The sequence below is a fragment of the Frigoribacterium sp. Leaf186 genome (genome assembly GCF_001423905.1).
Lineage (GTDB): Bacteria > Actinomycetota > Actinomycetes > Actinomycetales > Microbacteriaceae > Frigoribacterium.
This window is the reverse complement of sequence record NZ_LMPQ01000001.1, coordinates 915,694-933,591: the sequence shown is the minus strand read 5'-3', so window position 1 is coordinate 933,591 and position 17,898 is coordinate 915,694. Positions and strand designations below refer to the sequence as shown.

Here is a 17,898-nt window from a genome sequence, read left to right as displayed (position 1 = left end):
ACCCCTAGAGAGAGGAACACCATGACACTCACCACCGATCCGCAGCCCGTCGTCCCCCCGGCGGGCCCGACGTCCACCCCGGGCGTCTCACGAGCCCCTCGTCTCGTGACCGTCGCGCAGCGCCTCGCCCGGGCCGACAACGGTGCCGCGACGGCGGAGTACGCGATCGTCATCATGGCCGCCGTGGGCTTCGCGGGGCTGCTCGTGACGATCATGAGGTCGGACGAGGTCCGGGGCGTCCTGTCCGACCTGGTCCGCTCGGCCCTGACGGTCGGTTGAGCACCCCGTGTCCGGTCGGGTCCGTGGGTGCCGCGGGCGCCTCCTCCGGCCGCTCCTCGACGACGGGGGGACGGCGACGGTCGAGTTCGCCATGGTGATGCCTTCCCTGATCGTGGTCGTCGCGTTCGTCGTGACGAGCCTCGCCGTCACCTCGCAGTCGGTCCGCCTCGCCGACGCCGCGGCCGTCGTCGCCCGGCAGACGGCCCGGGGCGACGGCAGCTCGGTGGGGGCCACCCTCGAGCGTCTCGCACCCGGAGCCCGGATCGTCCGGTCCGACGGCCCCGACCTCGTCTGCATCGACCTCCGCCGAGACGTCCGTCTCGGTCCCGTGGGCGGGCCGGTCACGTTGACCTCCCGCAGCTGTGCCCCCACGGACGGGCGATGACGATGCGCCGCCTGCTGGCGTGCGACCTCGGCACTTCGACCGCCGTCCTCGCGGGTGCCCTGGCGACGCTCGCCGCCCTCGGCGTCGTGCTGGTCGGCTCGCACTCCGCGCTGGCCGTCCGGTCACGCTCCGCCGGGGCGGCCGACGCCTCGGCGCTCGCCGCGGCCGACGCCCTCTCCGGCCTGGTCGCGGGCACACCGTGCGACCGCGCGGCCGTCACGGCGGCGGCGAACGGGGTCGGGGTCTCGGAGTGCGTCGTGACGGGTGCAGAGGTGACGGTCGAGGTCGCGACGGCCTTCGGGCCGTTCGACGTCAGGGCCCGTGCGACGGCCGGTCCGCCGCCCGCGTCGGCCCCGCCCGGGGGCCGTGTCCCGTGAAGGAGGCCCGGGCGTCGGGTGTGTATGGTGTGGCTGTCGGCTGCACGGCTCCCGACGTTCCTCGGGGTCGGTGGGAGCGATCGAGCACCCCGTCCTCGCCCTGCAGCCCCTCGCCCGGTCCGTCGGACCGGGTCGCCGCACCACCACCCAAGGAGTCCCGTGCCAGGCACGAAGAAACTGGTCATCGTCGAGTCGCCCGCCAAGGCCAAGACGATCGGGCAGTACCTCGGCGACGGTTACGAGGTGCTGGCCTCCGTCGGTCACATCCGCGACCTCGTCGAACCGAAGAACCTCCCGGCCGAGCTGAAGAAGGGGTCGATGGGCAAGTTCTCCGTCGACGTCGAGAACGGCTTCGAGCCCTACTACGTCGTCTCGGACGCCAAGAAGAAGACCGTCTCCGACCTCAAGCGCGCGCTCAAGAACGCCGACGAGCTCTACCTCGCGACAGATGAGGACCGCGAGGGCGAGGCCATCGCGTGGCACCTCCTGCAAGAGCTGAAGCCCAAGGTGCCCGTGAAGCGCATGGTGTTCCACGAGATCACCAAGGACGCCATCCAGAAGGCTCAAGAGAACACGCGCGAGCTCGACACCGCGCTGGTCGACGCCCAAGAGACCCGACGCATCCTCGACCGTCTCTACGGTTACGAGGTCTCGCCCGTCCTGTGGCGCAAGGTCGGGCCCGGGCTGTCGGCCGGCCGGGTCCAGTCCGCCGCGACCCGTCTCGTCGTCGATCGCGAGCGCGAACGACTGGCCTTCGTCTCGGCGTCCTACTGGGACCTCACCGCCACCTTCGAGCCCGTCGCGGCCGAGGGCGACGCGAAGGTCGCCTTCGGGTCACGCCTCGTCCGCGTCAACGGCGGCCGGGTGGCCGCCGGTCGTGACTTCGACGACCGAGGCCGCTTGAAGGGTGAGGCCGTGGCGCTCGACGAGTCGTCCGCACGAGCGCTCGCCGAGGCCCTGGGTTCGCCCGACGTCGACGTCGTGGTCGGCTCGGTCGACTCGAAGCCCTACACCCGCCGCCCCGCGGCCCCCTTCACGACGTCGACCCTGCAGCAGGAGGCCGCGCGCAAGCTGCGCTTCTCCGCCCGGCAGACGATGAGCGTGGCCCAGTCGCTCTACGAGAACGGGCACATCACCTACATGCGGACCGACTCGCCGGCGCTCTCGCAGCAGGCGATCGGTGCGGCGCGCAGCCAAGCGGCCAAGCTCTACGGGGCCGAGACGGTCCCCGACAAGCCGCGCCTGTACACGGGCAAGAGCAAGAACGCCCAAGAGGCCCACGAGGCCATCCGCCCCTCGGGCGACACCTTCAAGACGCCGTCCGAGATGCAGGCCGTCCTGCGCGGCAACGACTGGAAGCTCTACGACCTCATCTGGAAGCGCACCGTCGCCTCGCAGATGGCCGACGCGAAGGGTTCGACGGCCTCGGTCGTCGTGTCGGCGACCACCCCCGCGGCGGTCGAGGGCATCACGGCCCGCACCGCGTCGGGCACCCTCGCCGAGTTCGCGGCGTCCGGCACCGTCATCACCTTCCGGGGCTTCCTCAACGCCTACGAAGAGGGGCGCGACGAAGACCGGCACGGTGCCGCCGAGCCCGCCGAGTCCAAGCTGCCGCCGCTGACCGAGGGCCAGGCCCTGGGCCTCGACGAGGTCGAGGCCAAGGGCCACGACACGTCCGCGCCGCCGCGGTACACCGAGGCGAGCCTGGTGAAGACGCTCGAGGAGCTCGGCATCGGGCGCCCCTCGACGTACGCCGCCATCATGTCGACCATCGTCGACCGCGGCTACGTGACCCCGCGGGGCACGGCCCTCGTGCCGAACTGGATCGCGTTCTCGGTCGTCCGCCTGCTCGAGGACTACTTCGCCGACCTGGTCGAGTACGACTTCACGGCCAGCATGGAGGACGACCTCGACCTCATCGCCGGCGGCGACGCCGACCGCGTCGACTGGTTGAACGGCTTCTACTTCGGCAACGAGTCGCACCGGGGCCTGCGCAAGGTCATCGACAACCTGGGCGAGATCGACGCCCGCGACATCAACTCCATCGTCCTCTCCGAGGGCGTCACGCTGCGCATCGGTCGCTACGGTCCCTACCTCGAGGCGCCGGGCGACGACCCCGAGACGCCCCGCCGGGTGAACGTGCCCGAAGACCTCGCTCCCGACGAGCTGACCGCCGAGAAGGCGCGCGAGCTGATCGACGCCCCCGTCGTCGGCGACCGGGTGCTGGGCGTGAACCCCGACTCCGGCAAGGAGGTCGTCGCGAAGGACGGCCGCTTCGGCCCGTACGTCACCGAGCGGACTCCCGAGACGGCGTCCGACGAGGCGGCCGGCGAGATCGCGGCGGACCCCGTGACCGGCGAGGTGAACGAACCCGCGGCCGCCGCGACGACGACCGCCGCGAAGAAGGCCCCGGCCAAGAAGGCTCCCGCGAAGAAGGCCGCCGCCCCGAAAGAGCGCACGGCCTCCCTCTTCAAGAGCATGAGCGTCGACACGGTCGACCTCGCGACGGCCCTGCGGCTGCTCGACCTCCCTCGCACCGTCGGCACCGACCCCGAGAGCGGCGACGAGATCCAGGCGCAGAACGGGCGCTACGGTCCCTACCTGAAGAAGGGGACCGACACCCGGTCGCTGACGAGCGAGGACGCGATCTTCGAGATCGACCTGCCCGGTGCGCTCGAGCTCTACGCCCAGCCGAAGTACGGCGCCCGCAAGGCCAGCAGCGCCCTGAAGGAGTTCGAGGCCGATCCGGTCAGCGGCAAGCCGATCAAGGTGAAGGACGGCCGGTTCGGCCCGTACGTCACCGACGGCGAGACCAACGCGACCATCCCGCGCGGCGAGACGGTCGAAGAGGTCGACTTCGACCGGGCCGTCCAACTGCTCGCCGACAAGCGGGCCAAGGGGCCGGCCAAGCCCAAGACCGCCGCCAAGAAGGCGCCCGCCAAGAAGGCGCCGGTCAAGAAGGCACCGGCCAAGAAGGCGCCGGCCGCAAAGACCGGCGCGGCGAAGACGACCGCAGCGAAGGCGACCGCAGCCAAGGCCCCCGCGAAGAAGGCTCCCGTGAAGAAGGCGACGACGGCGAAGGCCGCGACGTCCGAGGCCACGGCCGAGTGATCGGCGCGGTCGGGGCGCGAGCCGAGGGCGCACGCTGACCATGCCCCTCTGGGAACACCTCACGGGTCAGCCCGACGCCATCGAGGCGTTGACCGCGGCGGCGTCGACACAGCCCGGCAACGCCTCGATGACCCACTCGTGGCTGATCACCGGTCCGCCCGGCTCCGGTCGGTCGAACCTGGCGTACGCCTTCGCGGCCGCCCTGCTCTCGCGGAGCCCCGCCGACGAGGAGGCCACGTTGCGTCAGGTCGCCGCGCGGTCGCACCCCGACCTCGCCGTCCTCAGCACCGAGCGCATCATCATCACCATCGACGAGGTCCGGTCACTCGTCGCGGCCAGCCAGTTCTCGCCGTCGGTCGGTCGCTACCGGGTCGTCGTGATCGAGGACGCCGACCGCATGACCGAGCGCACCTCGAACCTGTTGCTGAAGGCCCTCGAAGAGCCGCCGCCGCGCACCGTCTGGTTGCTCTGCGCCCCGAGCGAGGCCGACCTCATCCCGACGATCCGCTCCCGGGTCCGCAGCGTGCGCCTCCGGATGCCCGCCGTGGCCGACGTGGCCGCGCTGCTCGAGCACCGCGACGGCGTCGATCCCGACATCGCCCTCGTGGCGGCCCGCGAGGCCCAGAGCCACATCGGCATGGCGCGCCGCCTCGCGCTCGACACCTCGGCCAGGTCACGGCGCCGGCAGACGCTCGAGGCAGCCCTGGGCATCCGCAGCGTCTCGGACGCCGTGATCGCCGCGGCCACCCTGCTCGCCGTCGCCGGCGACGACGCCAAGGCGATCACCGAAGAACGCGACGCCGAAGAGCGTGCGAGTGCGCTGCGCTCGTTGGGCGTCGAGCCGGGCGGCACCGTCCCCCCGGCCCTCCGCAGCCAGTTGCGCGCACTCGAGGACGACCAGAAGCGTCGGGCGACCCGCAGCCTGCGCGACGGCATCGACCGCATCATGGTCGACCTCCTCTCGCTGTACCGCGACGTCCTGCTGTTGCAGCTCGGCGTCGACGAGCAGCCCATCAACGACAGCATCAGGGCCCAGCTCGACTCGGCGGCGGCCGCGTCGACGCCGGCCGCGACCCTCGCGGTGCTGGACGCGATCGCGGTGGCTCGTCGCCGCATCGAGGCCAACGTGTCGCCGGCCATGGCGCTCGAGGCCATGCTCGTCGTTGTCAGCCGGCACGCCACCCGCTGACCTGCCCGGCGACGGCCCGCCACCCGTCGACGACCCGCTGCCCGTCGGTGGCGTGGTGGCGGCGTCGTGGCCGCGGCGGCGTGACGGACCGGGCGTGACGGCCGCGGTGGCGGCGCCCGTCCACCGGATTCCCGGACGCATGCGCGATGATGGCCCGATGAGCGACCCGAACGCCGCCCCCGGTCTGCGCGAACGCAAACGTCTGGCCACCCGTCGAGCGATCCAGGTCGCCGTCCTCGACCTCATCGTCGAGCACGGCCTCGACGCCGTGACCGTCGACATGGTGAGCCGGCAGGCGGACGTCTCGCCGCGCACCTTCTTCAACTACTTCACGTCCAAAGAAGAGGCCGTCGTCGGCGACCCGCCCGCCTTGCCCGACGGTGGCGACCTCGAGCGCTTCGTGGCCGAGCGCGACGAGCCCGTCCTCGCGAGCCTGATCAAGCTGCTGACGACCTCGGTCGAATCGGCGACGGTCGACCGCGAGCTCGTCGTGCTGCGCCGTCGCGTGCTCCGCGCGCACCCCGACCTGCTGGCCCGTCGCATCGCCTCGACGCGCGTCTTCGAGGAGCGCCTGACCACCGTCGTCGCCCAGCGCATGGCAGCCGACGAGGGTGTCGCGAGCGATGCCGTCGACGCGTCGCTGGTCAGTCGGGCGCACCTCGTGTCGCTCGTCAGCATCGCCACCCTGCGCCACGCCTGGGCCGAGTGGATCGACGACGACGACGTCGACCACCTCAGCGACATGCGCTACAGCCTCCGTGCCCGCATGGAGGCCAGCTTCGACGAGCTCGGTCGCCTCGTGACGCGTGAGGTCCGCTGATCCTGTACAGTGTCTAATCGTGCCGCGAGGCACGGGCAGCCGGCTCAGGCCGGACCCGCCGCTTTAGCTCAGTCGGTAGAGCGTCTCACTCGTAATGAGAAGGTCATCAGTTCGATTCTGATAAGCGGCTCCACCACAGCCCCGGGTCACCTCGACCCGGGGCTGTTCCCGTCCCTGCACTCGGCAATCAGGTGGTCGCGTGAGAGCGACCCGGCGTCGGCCCCGCACGGCCTCCCGCCCCCAGTAGTGGTGATCACGTCGCCCCTTTGTACCCCGAACGGCTCGCCGGCCCCCTGTCGTCACCATACGGTCGGACAGCGACGCCCGTGACCGACGGAAGGAGGCGCCTGCATGCCCCTCCGAGTGATCTGCACCGCGCTGCTCGCCGCCGTCCTCGCGGGCGTGCTCCTCGTCGTCTGGGCGGGTGGTGACAGCTCGGCCCTCGCCACGGCGGGCGTCGCCGACGGGCGGGCGACGGTCCTCGCCGCAGCCGGCGACCCCGAGGCCGAGGCCGAGGGCGCAGGAGGCGCGGCGTGCGTCGCCGACGCCACCGGCGCCTCCTCGTCCTCGCCCTCGCAGCCCGTGGCCGACGCGATCGCCGTGCCCACGGGTGCCACCGACGCCGCCAGCGGGGCGACGGGCACGACGACGGCCGATCTCGACGCGTTCCGTGCGGCGTACCAGGAGCAGCGTCGCCAGGGCTGCCTCGGGCTGCTGCCGGCCGGCAACGTGCGGTACGACGCATGCCTCGAGCGGTACCTGCTCTGGATCGCCGGCGACCCGAACCCCGACCCGCTGAGCGCCTGGGGGCACAAGGGCGAGGTCGTCCGCAGCGACGGCGAACCCCCCGTGGGCTGCGACGGCAACCTCGCGGGGGGGACCGGCACGACCGGAGCCGTCGCCGCGGAGAAGTGGTGGGCCTCGGGCCCGCACCGTGACGCCGTCTACCGACCGGACTTCCGTGGCGACCTCGCGCACGCCTGCCTCGGTTTCGCGTCCGTGCACGGGGGAGCGCCGGGCGACAGCCCGGACTTCGTCCGGTCGGCCAGTCGCTGGTACGCCTGCTGACCGGTGTCGTCGGCGGTGGCTGGTAGACAGTCCGCATGACACTTCGATGGGGAATCCTCGGCGCCGGCGGCATCGCCTCGACCTTCACCTCCGACCTGCAGGGCGCGGGGTTGACCGTCTCGGCCGTCGGGTCGCGCGACCTCGCCAAGGCACGCGAGTTCGCCGACCGTGCCGGGGTGCCCGGTGCCCACGGCAGCTACGACGACCTCGTCGCCGACCCCGAGGTCGACGTGGTCTACGTGGCGACGCCGCACCCGTTCCACGCCGAGAACGCCCTGCTCGCGATCGCCGCGGGCAAGCACGTCCTCGTCGAGAAGGCCTTCACGGTGAACGCGGCCGAGGCCGAGGCCGTCTACTCGGCGGCTCGTCGGGCCGGCGTCGTCGTGCTCGAGGCCATGTGGACGCGCTACACGCCGCAGAGTGCGCGACTGCGCGCGGTGGTGCGCTCCGGCGTCATCGGCGAGGTGCGCCTCCTGACCGCGGTGCACGTCCAGTCGCTGCCCACCGACCCCCGGCACCGCCTCAACGACCCGGCCCTCGGCGGCGGCGCCCTGCTCGACCTGGGGGTCTACCCCGTGTCGTTCGCCCACGACCTCCTGGGGGCGCCCGAGAGCGTCACGGCCACGGCGACCCTCAGCGACCAAGGCGTCGACGCCCGCGTCGGCATCCAGCTCGGCCACGCGTCCGGCGCGACGTCGCAGCTCTACGCCGCCCTCGACGCGTCCGGCCGCAACAGCGCGTCGCTCCTCGGCACCCAGGGGCGCATCGACGTCGACGACACGTTCTACGCACCCGGCGGCTTCACCGTGCGCGACTCCGACGACGCCGTCGTCGAACGCTACGACGCCGACGAGGGCGGCCTCCGCGGCATGCAGCACCAGGCGCTCGAGCTCGAGCGGGTGGTCGCGGCGGGCGAACGCGAGAGCCCCCTGTTGACCGCGGCGGACGGCGTCGAGGTGATGCGAACCATGGACGAGGTGCGGCGGCAGATCGGCGTCCGGTACCCGTCCGAGAGGTGACGTCGCGTCACCGCTCCGTATGATGTCCTCGATGAGCGATCAGGGTGAGCCACGTCACGACCGACCCGAACCGGGCGCCGGCGCCGGGGGCGACGGTCCCGCCGACACGACCTCGACCGGGTCGCCGACCTCCGCCTGGCGGTGGGTCTCGACCCGACCGCGCGCCGTCCTCGTGACGGCCGGCGTGCTCGTCCTCGCCTTGCTCGGCGGCGGAGCGGTCGCCGCCGGTGCGGCCACCGCTCCCGGCGCCCCGACGGCCCGGGCCGGTTCGGCGACGCCCCAGCCCGACGTGACGGTGACGCCCGATGCGACGCCGACGGCCGACCCCGAGCGGTCGGTGCCCGACGTGTTGCCCGGGGCGACCCGCCTCCGCACCTGCTCGGTCGCCGGGGCCGCCTCCGACCCGCGGCTCGCCCAGTTCGAGGGCAGCGTGGTCAACGCGGCGACGGGCGAGGTGCTCTTCGACCGCAACGGCTCGACGGCCGCCCGCACGGGCAGCGTGCTCAAGACCCTGACGAGCGCCGTCGCCCTGTCGGTCCTCGGCCCCGACGCGCGCCTCACGACGCGGGTCACCGGCGATCCCGGCACCGGTGCCGTGGCGCTGGTGGGCGGCGGCGACGCCACGCTCAGCGCCACGGGGTCGAGCGTGTACGCCGGTGCGCCCACCGTCGCCGACCTCGCGAGCCAGGTCAAGACGTCGCTCGGCGACCAACCCCTCACCCAGATCACGCTCGACGCCACCTACTGGAACCCCGCCGACAAGTGGGACCCGTCGTGGAAGCGCACCGAGCAGACGATCGGATACCACTCCGAGGTGACCGCGCTGATGGTCGACGGCGACCGCGCCAACCCTGCGGCGCAGACGAGCCCGCGCAGCACCGACCCCGTCGCCCGGGCCGGCGACGCCTTCCGGTCGGCCCTCGTCACGGCCGGCGTGGTCGGCGCCGACACGGCCACGATGACCCAGGGCACCGCCACGAGCGCGGCGGTCATCGCCCAGGTGTCGTCTCAGCCGGTCAGCAGGCTGATCTCGCAGCTGCTGCCGACGTCCGACAACACCCTCGCCGAGATGCTCGCGCGGGTCTCGTCGAAGGAGTCCGGCGCCGACGGCTCGGCCGCGTCGCTCACCGCGCTCTACCAGGGCGTCCTGTCGTCGACCTACGGACTCGACACGTCGTCGCTCACGATCATCGACGGCTCGGGCCTGAGTGAGAACGACGCCGTGCCGTCGACCTTCGTCGCGCGGCTGATGGTCCAGGTCCTGAACCGCGAGCACGGTCTCGGAGTCGTGTACGACGCCCTGCCCGTGTCGGGCAAGACCGGCACCCTGGCCTCGCGCTTCACCGGGTCGAACGCCGTCGCCCGGGGGGCCGTGCACGCGAAGACCGGGTGGATCGACACGGCCTACACGCTGGCCGGCACGATCGACGCGGCCGACGGCACGAAGCTCACCTTCGCCTTCTACGCGATCGGCTCGGTGCAGGACAACGCGCGGGCCGCCCTCGACACGGTGACGACGGCGGTCTACAGTTGCGGCGACAACCTGGCCAACAGCTGACGACGCGGGTGTCGGTGCGGCGCGCGAGAATGGTCGCATGACCAGAGCACTCTTCGTCGTCGACGTCCAGAACGACTTCACCGAAGGAGGCGCGCTCGGCGTGGCCGGCGGCGCGCACGTCGCGCAGGCGGTCACCGACCACCTGCGCGCGCACCCCGACCGCTACGACCTCGTCGTCGCCAGCCGCGACTGGCACTCGCCCGACGGTGACAACGGTGGTCACTTCAGCACCGCGCCCGACTTCGTCGACTCGTGGCCGTCGCACTGCGTCCAGGGCTCGCCCGGGGCCGAGTACCACCCCGACCTCGACACGTCGGCCGTCGACGTCCACGTGCTCAAGGGCGACGGACGCCCCGCGTACTCGCTGTTCGACGGCGTCGTCGAGGGGGGCCGGCCGTTCGGCCAGGTCCTCGCCGAGCGGGGCTTGGACGAGGTCGAGGTCGTGGGTCTCGCGACAGACCACTGCGTCCGAGCCTCGGCCCTCGACGCCGTCGCCGCAGGGCTCCGCGTGACCGTGTTGACCGATCTGGTCGCCGGCGTGGCCCCGGGCCCGAGCGAGGCCGCCCTGACCGAGCTGCGGGCGGTCGGCGTGACCTGCGCACCGTCGGCCGAGGTCGTCGACGGGGCGACGGGGGCCACGGCGTGAGCGCCGGGGGCGTGACGGCGGCCGATCGTCGTCGGGTTCTCGAGGCGGTGCCGACAGGCCTGTTCATCGGTGGCTCCTGGGGGGCGTCATCCACCGGCGACTCCCTCGACGTCGTCGACCCCGCGACGGGCGAGGTCCTGGTCGCCGTGGCCGACGCCTCCCCGGCGGACGGTCTCCGGGCTCTCGACGCGGCGGTCCACGCGCAAGACGGCTGGGCCGCGACGTCGCCTCGGCACCGCAGCGAGGTCCTCCGCCGCGCCTTCGACCTGCTGATGGAGCGGCGCGACGACTTCGCCCTGCTGATGACGCTCGAGATGGGCAAGCCGCTGGCCGAATCGCTCGGCGAGGTCACCTACGGCGGCGAGTTCCTCCGATGGTTCTCCGAAGAGGCCGTCCGCGTCTCGGGCCGCTACGGCACCAACCCCGAGGGCACCGGCCGCACGACGGTGCTGCACCGCCCGGTGGGCCCGTGCCTGCTCATCACCCCGTGGAACTTCCCCCTGGCGATGGCCACCCGCAAGATCGCCCCCGCCCTGGCCGCCGGCTGCACCGTGGTGATCAAGCCCGCCGAGCTGACCCCTCTGACGACGCTCGCCTTCGTGGCGCTGCTCGTCGAGGCCGGCGTGCCCGACGGGGTGGTCAACGTCGTCACCACCCTGTCGGCGAACGACGTGTGCGAGCCCCTGATCCGCGACCCGCGCCTCCGGAAGCTCAGCTTCACGGGGTCGACCCCGGTCGGCTCGACCCTGCTGACCCAGGCGGCCGAGCAGGTGCTGCGCACCTCGATGGAGCTCGGCGGCAACGCGCCGTTCGTGGTCTTCGACGACGCCGACCTCGACGCGGCGGTCGAGGGGGCGATGCAGGCGAAGTTCCGCAACGTGGGGCAGGCGTGCACCGCCGCCAACCGGTTCATCGTGCAGGACTCGGTCGCGGCCGAGTTCACCTCGCGAGTGGTCGAGCGCGTCCGAGGACTGCGCGTCGGCGCGGGCACCGACGACGGGGTCACCGTCGGTCCGTTGATCGACGCGCGGGCGGTCGACAAGGCCGACCGCCTCGTGCGCGACGCGGTCGACCGGGGCGCCGTCGTCGAGACCGGCGGGGGCGTGGTCGCCGGGCCGGGCACGTTCTTCGAGCCGACCGTGCTGTCGGGCGTCGTCCCGGGCAGCGAGATCCTCACCACCGAGATCTTCGGGCCCGTGCTCGCGGTCTCGACGTTCCGCGACGAGGCCGAGGGCATCCGCCTGGCCAACGACACCGAGTTCGGGCTCGTCGCCTACGCGTTCACCCGTGACCTCGCGAGGGGGCAGCGCCTGGCCGAGCGCCTGCAGACCGGCATGCTCGGGCTCAACGTGGGCGTCGTGTCCAACGCCTCGGCCCCCTTCGGCGGCGTCAAGTCGTCCGGCCTCGGTCGCGAGGGCGGGGCCGAAGGCATCCACGAGTACCTCGAGACGGTGTACGTGCTGACCCCCGACCCCTTCGCCGCATGAGCGCCGCACAGCCGTTGCGCGTCGGCATCGTGGGCTACGGGCTCGCCGGCCGGGTCTTCCACGGCGCGCTCCTGGCCGCCGACCCGGCCTGGCAGGTCGACGCCGTCGTGACCCGCGACCCCGACCGGTCGGCGCAGGTCGCCGACGCACACCCCGGTGCCCAGGTGGTGGCGAGCGTCGACGAGCTCTGGGGCCGCGACCTCGACCTCGTGATCGTGGCCACACCGAACGACACCCACGTCGAGACCGCGACCCGGGCGCTCCGCGCCGGCGTCGCCGTGGTCGTCGACAAGCCGCTGGCGACCTCGTCGGCCGACGCCCGGGCGCTGGTCGAACTCGCCGAAACGCTCGGTCGGCCGCTGACCGTCTACCAGAACCGCCGGTGGGACGGTGACTTCCTGACCGCGTCGCGGCTGGCGGCCTCGGGCGACCTCGGCGAGGTCCACACGGTCGAGTCGCGGTTCGAGCCCTGGAAGCTCGAGAACCGCGCCGGTTGGAAGCGCCGGGCGACCGCGGCGGACGGCGGCGGCATCCTGTTCGACCTGGGGCCGCACCTCGTCGACCAGGCGTCGGTGCTGCTGGGACCCGTCCTGACGGTCCACGCCGAGATCACGACCCGGCGCCCGGGCGGTTCGGCCGACGACGACGTGTTCCTGTCGCTCGGGCACGAAGGCGGCCGACGGTCGCGGCTGACGATGAGCCACGTCGCGGCGGTGCCGGGGCCGAGGTTCCGGGTGCTCGGGTCGTCGGGGGCGTACGAGGTGCACGGTCTCGACCCGCAGGAGGCCCAGCTGGCCTCGGGAGTCGCGCCGACCGATCCGGCGTACGGCGTCGACGAGACCGCTCGTCGTGGCGTCGTGATCACCGACGGCTCCCGTCGAGACCAGCCGACCGACGGCGGGCGCTACCCGGACTTCTACTCGCAGCTCGCTCGTGCGCTGCGCGGTGACGGCGAGCTGCCGGTCGACCCCTGGGACGCCGTCCGCGGGCTCGAGGTGATCGAGGCCGCTCGTCGCTCGGCCGACGAGGGACGCGTCGTCCGCCCCTGACCGGTGGCCGCGGGCGGGTGACGCGGGCCGGGCGGGAGGGTGTCCTCCTCGGCGACCTGCGCCCGCCTCCCGCCTGCGCCGCGCCTCCCGCCTGCGGCGCGCCTCCCGCCTGCGGCGCGGTCAGAGTCTCGTCGTCCAGTCGACCGTCGCTAGGGTCGCCGCCACGTCGACCTCGTCCAGCGTCGCCGGCGACCAGCGGGGCCGACGGTCCTTGTCGACCACGCGCGCGCGGATGCCCTCGACGAGGTCCAGTGAGGCGGCGAGCGAGGTGACGATCCCGAGTTCTTGCCCGAGCACGGCCTCGAGGTCGGGCAGCCGGTCAGCCCGGCGCTGGGCTTCGAGGGTCACGACGACCGACGTCGGCGAGGCGGCCTCGAGGTCGTCGGCCACGGCTCCCGCCGCGTCGAGGCCCGACGACGCGAGGTCGCGCAGCCGACGGACGATGGCGCGCGCGTCATCGCCGCGGTAGGCCTCGTCGATCCAGTCGCCGGCTGCGGCGAGCTCGGACGGCCCCGCTGCGACGCCGAGCGCCCGCACGGCCTCCACGCCGCCCTCGGCTAGGGCAGGCAGCACGAGCGCGAGCTCAGCCGACGGCACGAGCACGTCGGCGAACCCGGTGTGCAGCGCGTCGGCCGCCGACATCGCCCGACCGGTCAGGGCCAGGTGGGTGCCGAGCTCGCCCGGGGCCCGCGAGAGCAAGAAACTGCCGCCGGCGTCGGGGGAGAGGCCGATGCGGGTCTCGGGCATCCCGAGCGAGCTGCGCTCGGTGACGACGCGCAGCGTGATGTGACCGCCCAGCCCGATGCCGGCACCCATCGCGATGCCGTCCAGCAGCGAGACGATGGGCTTCGACCACCGCGACAGCCGCAGCGTGCCCCGGTACTCGCGCCGCCACATGTCGATGCTGCGGCGGGGGTCCTCCGTCGCGTTGGCGTGGATCCAGGCGATGTCGCCCCCGGCGCAGAAGCCCCGCGGACCGGCTCCCTGCAGCAGCACGGCCGTCACGGCGTCGTCGTCCTCCCACGCGTCGAGTGCGCGTTCGACGAGGCCGAGCATCTCGACCGTCACCGCGTTGATCTTCTGCGGACGGTTGAGGGTGATGACGCCCACCCCGCGGTCGACGTGGGTCAGGACGGTGGGGGCGACGTCGCTCATCGGGCCATCGTCGCACGTCGTCGCCCTGCCACCCGGCGACCCGGCGACCGGGCGACTCGGCGACCGGGCGACTCGACGACCGGGCGACCCGGCCACCCGGCGACCCGGCGACCCGGCGACCCGGCGACCCGGCGACCCGGCCGACGTCAGACGAGCAGCTGGTGCTTCGCGAGGTCGCGGTAGAGCGGGGTGGTCTGCACGAGCTCGGAATGGGTGCCGACCCCGACGACGCGCCCCGCGTCGACGACGACGATCTGGTCGGAGTCGACCACGGTCGAGAGCCGGTGGGCGATGACGATGAGCGTGCGGTTCTCGGCCACGGCGTCGATGGCCTCGCGCAGACGCTGCTCGTTCAGGCCGTCGAGGCTCGAGGTCGACTCGTCGAGCAGCAGGATGGGCGGCGCGTTCAGCAGCGTCCGGGCGATGGCGAGTCGTTGCCGCTCGCCACCCGAGAGCATCACGCCGTCTTCGCCGACCTGGGCGTCGAGACCCTGGTCGCCCCGCTCGAGCACGGCCGTGAGGTTGACCGCCTCGAGCACCCGGCGGCAGTCGTCGTCGGTGGCGTCGGGCGACCCCAGGGTGAGGTTGTCGCGGATGGTGCCGGCGAGCACCGGGGCGTCCTGCTCGACGTAGCCGATGCGCGACCGCAGCTCGTGACGGTCGAGGGTGCGGACGTCGGCCCCGCCCACGACGACGGCACCCGAGGTGGCGTCGTAGAAGCGCTCGATGAGCGAGAGGATGGTGCTCTTGCCGGCGCCCGAGGGCCCGACGAGCGCCGTGCGTCGCCCGACGGGCACGGTGAAGCTCACGCCCCGCAGCACCGTCAGGTCGTCGTCCGTCGTGTCGACGGGAGCGCCCGGGCGGTCGGCGGTCGAGGCACCGGCCACGGGCGAGCCGGGGTAGCGGAAGTGCACGTCGTCGAAGCGGACGGCGACGTCGGCCGCCGAGCCCGCTCGCGCGCCGGCGGCACCGGTCGTGGCAGCAGCCGTGGCGACCTCGGCCGCGAGGCGCTCGTCGCCGTCGGTCTCGCTCGGCAGGTCGAGGATCTCTTGGATGCGACCGAGCGCTCCGAGCGCCTGGTTGACGCTGAGCACGGCGCCGAGGGCCTGGCCGAGCGGCATGATCATGAGGAACAGGAAGAGCACGAACGACACGAGCGACGCGATCTCGATGGCACCGCTGGCGACGCGGTAACCGCCCACGCCGAGCACGACGAGGAACGACGCCTGCAGCGCCACCGACGAGATCGGCACGACGAGGGCCGAGATCCGTGCCACCTGCAGACCCCGCTGGTAGGCGCCCTCGGCGTCACGTTCGACGCCGGCGATCTCGCGCTCGGTGGCGCCCGACGCGCGGATCGTCCGGACCGAGCTGATCGCGCGCTCGACCGCGGCGGTCAGGTCGCCCACCTTCTCTTGCGCCTGCCGGCTCGCGACGCGGATGCGGCCGGACAGCAGCACGACGACCACGACCGAGACGGCCACCACGAGCACGGTCAGGCCGAGCAGCACGGGATCGATCAAGAACATGCCCACCAGGGCGCCGACGAAGGTGAGGCTGCCGCCGATGGCCTCGACGAGACCCTGGGTGAGCACGGCGCGCAACAGGGTGGTGTCGGAGCCGACGCGCGAGACGAGGTCGCCGGTGCGGCGGGTGTCGAACTGGCTGATCGGCAGGCGCAGCATGCGTCCCACCAGCCGGCGACGGCTCGAGAGCACGACGCCCTCGCCGGTGCGCTGCAGCAGGTAGTGCTGGAACCCGCTGATCAGTCCGGCCGCGACGACCAGGCCGACGAGCGCCCAGACGAGGGGCCCGAGCGTCACGCCCTGCTGCACGGCCGAGATCACCTGTTGCACCAACAACGGCTGCCCGAGCGACGCCGCGGCACCGAGCACGCTGAGCACGATGATGAAGGCCATGACCTTCTTGTGTTCGAACAGGTAGGGCAGCAGCTGACGGAAGGTGGCACGCGGCCCCTCGGGCTGCGGACGGCGACCCCAGCGCGACCGGGGCGCGGTGACCTGGTCGACCCGCGCCTCCTGACCGGTGGACGTCGTCGTGCGCGCGCGTGTGTCGGAGCTCATGATGCCTCTCGTGCCGGTGACCGGCGTCGCGGTCTGCGGCGGTCGGATGTCGCGGGCGGTGCCACCGCCGACTACGACCGTACTTCGTCCGGGTGACATCCACCTGCGTCACGACGACGGCCCGCGCCTCCGGTCAGGAGGCGCGGGCCGGCCGGTGAGGCGCCGTGCGTCCGGTCAGCCGGCCGCCTCGTAGTCGACGTCGCGGGTCTCGCGGCTGAGCACGAGCGCCACGAGCGTCAGGAGCGCCATGGACGACAGGTAGAGGCCGACGAGCCAGGTGCTGCCGCCCGCCGCCGTCCAGAGCGCGACGGCGATGAACGGCGCCACGGCCGCACCGAGGATGCTCGCCACGTTGTAGCTGATGGCCGAGCCGGTGTAGCGGACGCTGGTCGGGAACAGCTCGGGCAGCACGGCCCCCATCGGCCCGAAGGTCAGCCCCATCAGCACGAAGCCGATGATGAGCAGCGCCTGAGCTCCGAGCTGGCCGGCCGCGAACAGCGGGGCGAAGGTGAAGCCGAAGACGAGGATGCCCGCGGTGACGCAGATGAGCATGGCGCGGCGGCCGTACTTCTCGGCGAGCGGCCCCGAGACGAGGGTGAAGATGCCGAAGAAGACGACGCCGAGGATCAGCATCCACAAGAACTGCGTCCGGGCGATGCCGAGGCCGGCCGGGTCGCCCGCGGCGTCCGCCGTGCCGTAGGTGAGCGTGAACGTCGTCATCAGGTAGAACAGCGTGTACGTGGCCAGCATGATGAACGTGCCGAGCAGCAGCGGGCGCCAGCTCGTGCGGAACACCCGGGCGAGCGGCAGCGAGGCGACGTTGCCCGAGTCGACCACCTTCTGGAACGCCGGGGTCTCGATCAGCTTGAAGCGCACGTACAGCCCGATGATGACGAGCACCGCGCTCGCCAGGAACGGCAGGCGCCAGCCCCAGCTCATGAACTGCTCCTCGGTGAGGGTCGTGTTCAGCAGCACGAAGAGCAGGTTGGCGATGATGAAGCCGATCGGGGCACCCAGCTGGGGGAACGTGCCGTAGATCGCCCGGCGGTTCGCCGGGGCGTTCTCGGTCGCGAGCAGCGCGGCACCGCTCCACTCGCCGCCGAGGCCGAGACCCTGGCAGAAGCGCAGGACGACGAGGCAGGCGGGGCCGGCGACCGCCCACCCGGGCGTCGTGCCGGCGGGGATGCAGCCGATCAGGACGGTCGCGATGCCCATCGTCAGGAGGGACGCCACGAGCGTGCCCTTGCGCCCGATGCGGTCGCCGAAGTGGCCGAAGACGACCGAGCCGACGGGTCGGGCGACGAAGGCGACGCCGAAGACCGCGAACGAGGCGAGGCGCGCGACGGCCGGGTCGTCGTTGGCGAAGAAGATCGTCGGGAAGACGAGGACCGCGGCGGTCGCGTAGACGTAGAAGTCGTAGAACTCGATCGAGGTGCCGATGAGGCTCGCGACGATGACGCGCGAGCGTTTGTTGGTGGCGGGGGCGGACGACGTCGACGGATCGACGGTGGGGGCAGACACGGGGGCACTCCGAAGCGGGGGGTCGATGGCCCGGCAGACGTCGACGACCGGGCGCGTGATGCGGCACAACGGGTCGGACGGAGGCGCGGTGCAGGGATCTGCTGGTCGCTCGGCCGGGTGAGACGGTGGCCGCTCGTGACAGCCGTCGCC

The 17,898-nt window shown here is 72.8% G+C and carries 15 protein-coding genes and 1 tRNA gene; 13 read left to right on the top strand and 3 right to left on the bottom strand.

Translation table 11 applies throughout. The features are described from left to right. Positions 1-21 precede the first annotated feature (21 nt). The 13 genes from ASG05_RS15715 to ASG05_RS04205 all read left to right on the top strand — a co-directional run bounded on the left by ASG05_RS15715 (position 22) and on the right by ASG05_RS04205 (position 12,988). Positions 22-279, top strand: a complete 258-nt coding sequence (locus tag ASG05_RS15715; protein ID WP_082486341.1) for a DUF4244 domain-containing protein — start codon at positions 22-24, stop codon at positions 277-279. Between the two features lie 7 nt (positions 280-286). Next, positions 287-664, top strand: coding sequence for a TadE family type IV pilus minor pilin (locus ASG05_RS04260; protein ID WP_056257661.1), 378 nt, complete (start codon positions 287-289; stop codon positions 662-664). Beyond that, on the top strand, positions 661-1,041 hold the full coding sequence (locus tag ASG05_RS04255) for an Rv3654c family TadE-like protein (protein ID WP_157490047.1): 381 nt from the start codon (positions 661-663) through the stop codon (positions 1,039-1,041). Before ASG05_RS04260 ends, ASG05_RS04255 begins: the two co-directional genes overlap by 4 nt. A 159-nt stretch (positions 1,042-1,200) precedes the next feature. Next, positions 1,201-4,152 carry a type I DNA topoisomerase gene (gene topA / locus ASG05_RS04250; protein ID WP_056257657.1) on the top strand — a complete coding sequence of 984 codons (2,952 nt, stop codon included), beginning with the start codon at positions 1,201-1,203 and terminating at the stop codon, positions 4,150-4,152. Positions 4,153-4,192: 40 nt separating this feature from the next. Next, the gene (locus ASG05_RS04245) at positions 4,193-5,341 is read left to right on the top strand and encodes a DNA polymerase III subunit delta' (RefSeq protein ID WP_056257654.1); all 1,149 of its coding nucleotides are present in this window, start codon (positions 4,193-4,195) and stop codon (positions 5,339-5,341) included. Positions 5,342-5,498: 157 nt separating this feature from the next. Then, positions 5,499-6,161: a TetR/AcrR family transcriptional regulator gene (locus tag ASG05_RS04240; RefSeq protein WP_157490046.1), complete on the top strand. Its 663-nt coding sequence runs from the start codon at positions 5,499-5,501 to the stop codon at positions 6,159-6,161. A 57-nt stretch (positions 6,162-6,218) separates the two neighbouring features. After that, a tRNA-Thr gene (locus tag ASG05_RS04235) sits at positions 6,219-6,294 on the top strand. Positions 6,295-6,512: 218 nt separating this feature from the next. Next, complete coding sequence (locus ASG05_RS04230; protein WP_157490045.1) at positions 6,513-7,229, top strand: hypothetical protein; 717 nt, start codon at positions 6,513-6,515, stop codon at positions 7,227-7,229. 35 nt (positions 7,230-7,264) lie between these two features. Further along, positions 7,265-8,248, top strand: a complete 984-nt coding sequence (locus ASG05_RS04225; RefSeq protein ID WP_056257642.1) for a Gfo/Idh/MocA family protein — start codon at positions 7,265-7,267, stop codon at positions 8,246-8,248. A 31-nt stretch (positions 8,249-8,279) separates the two neighbouring features. Beyond that, positions 8,280-9,806, top strand: a complete 1,527-nt coding sequence (locus tag ASG05_RS04220; RefSeq protein ID WP_082486451.1) for a D-alanyl-D-alanine carboxypeptidase/D-alanyl-D-alanine-endopeptidase — start codon at positions 8,280-8,282, stop codon at positions 9,804-9,806. Between the two features lie 37 nt (positions 9,807-9,843). After that, positions 9,844-10,452, top strand: coding sequence for an isochorismatase family protein (locus tag ASG05_RS04215; RefSeq protein ID WP_056257640.1), 609 nt, complete (start codon positions 9,844-9,846; stop codon positions 10,450-10,452). 11 nt (positions 10,453-10,463) lie between these two features. Further along, positions 10,464-11,939 (top strand): NAD-dependent succinate-semialdehyde dehydrogenase, encoded by a 1,476-nt coding sequence (locus ASG05_RS04210; protein WP_056258428.1) that lies wholly within the window; start codon positions 10,464-10,466, stop codon positions 11,937-11,939. After that, positions 11,936-12,988, top strand: coding sequence for a Gfo/Idh/MocA family oxidoreductase (locus tag ASG05_RS04205; RefSeq protein WP_056257637.1), 1,053 nt, complete (start codon positions 11,936-11,938; stop codon positions 12,986-12,988). Before ASG05_RS04210 ends, ASG05_RS04205 begins: the two co-directional genes overlap by 4 nt. 120 nt (positions 12,989-13,108) lie before the next feature. Here the strand turns inward: ASG05_RS04205 and ASG05_RS04200 are convergent, their stop codons facing one another. The 3 genes from ASG05_RS04200 to ASG05_RS04190 all read right to left on the bottom strand — a co-directional run bounded on the left by ASG05_RS04200 (position 13,109) and on the right by ASG05_RS04190 (position 17,748). Then, a complete protein-coding gene (locus ASG05_RS04200; RefSeq protein ID WP_056257634.1) occupies positions 13,109-14,143 on the bottom strand; it encodes an enoyl-CoA hydratase/isomerase family protein in 1,035 nt (344 codons plus the stop codon). A 146-nt stretch (positions 14,144-14,289) separates the two neighbouring features. Further along, a complete protein-coding gene (locus ASG05_RS04195) occupies positions 14,290-16,227 on the bottom strand; it encodes an ABC transporter ATP-binding protein (protein WP_056257632.1) in 1,938 nt (645 codons plus the stop codon). 174 nt (positions 16,228-16,401) lie between these two features. Further along, a complete protein-coding gene (locus ASG05_RS04190; RefSeq protein ID WP_056257629.1) occupies positions 16,402-17,748 on the bottom strand; it encodes an MFS transporter in 1,347 nt (448 codons plus the stop codon). Positions 17,749-17,898: the final 150 nt, after the last annotated feature.

Coding starts and splice junctions, on each gene's coding strand:
- ASG05_RS15715 (WP_082486341.1), top strand. CDS start 22: ATGACACTCACCACCGATCCGCAGCCCGTCGTCCCCCCGGCGGGCCCG.
- ASG05_RS04255 (WP_157490047.1), top strand. CDS start 661: ATGACGATGCGCCGCCTGCTGGCGTGCGACCTCGGCACTTCGACCGCC.
- ASG05_RS04245 (WP_056257654.1), top strand. CDS start 4,193: ATGCCCCTCTGGGAACACCTCACGGGTCAGCCCGACGCCATCGAGGCG.
- ASG05_RS04240 (WP_157490046.1), top strand. CDS start 5,499: ATGAGCGACCCGAACGCCGCCCCCGGTCTGCGCGAACGCAAACGTCTG.
- ASG05_RS04230 (WP_157490045.1), top strand. CDS start 6,513: ATGCCCCTCCGAGTGATCTGCACCGCGCTGCTCGCCGCCGTCCTCGCG.
- ASG05_RS04225 (WP_056257642.1), top strand. CDS start 7,265: ATGACACTTCGATGGGGAATCCTCGGCGCCGGCGGCATCGCCTCGACC.
- ASG05_RS04220 (WP_082486451.1), top strand. CDS start 8,280: ATGAGCGATCAGGGTGAGCCACGTCACGACCGACCCGAACCGGGCGCC.
- ASG05_RS04215 (WP_056257640.1), top strand. CDS start 9,844: ATGACCAGAGCACTCTTCGTCGTCGACGTCCAGAACGACTTCACCGAA.
- ASG05_RS04205 (WP_056257637.1), top strand. CDS start 11,936: ATGAGCGCCGCACAGCCGTTGCGCGTCGGCATCGTGGGCTACGGGCTC.
- ASG05_RS04200 (WP_056257634.1), bottom strand. CDS start 14,143: ATGAGCGACGTCGCCCCCACCGTCCTGACCCACGTCGACCGCGGGGTG.
- ASG05_RS04195 (WP_056257632.1), bottom strand. CDS start 16,227: ATGAGCTCCGACACACGCGCGCGCACGACGACGTCCACCGGTCAGGAG.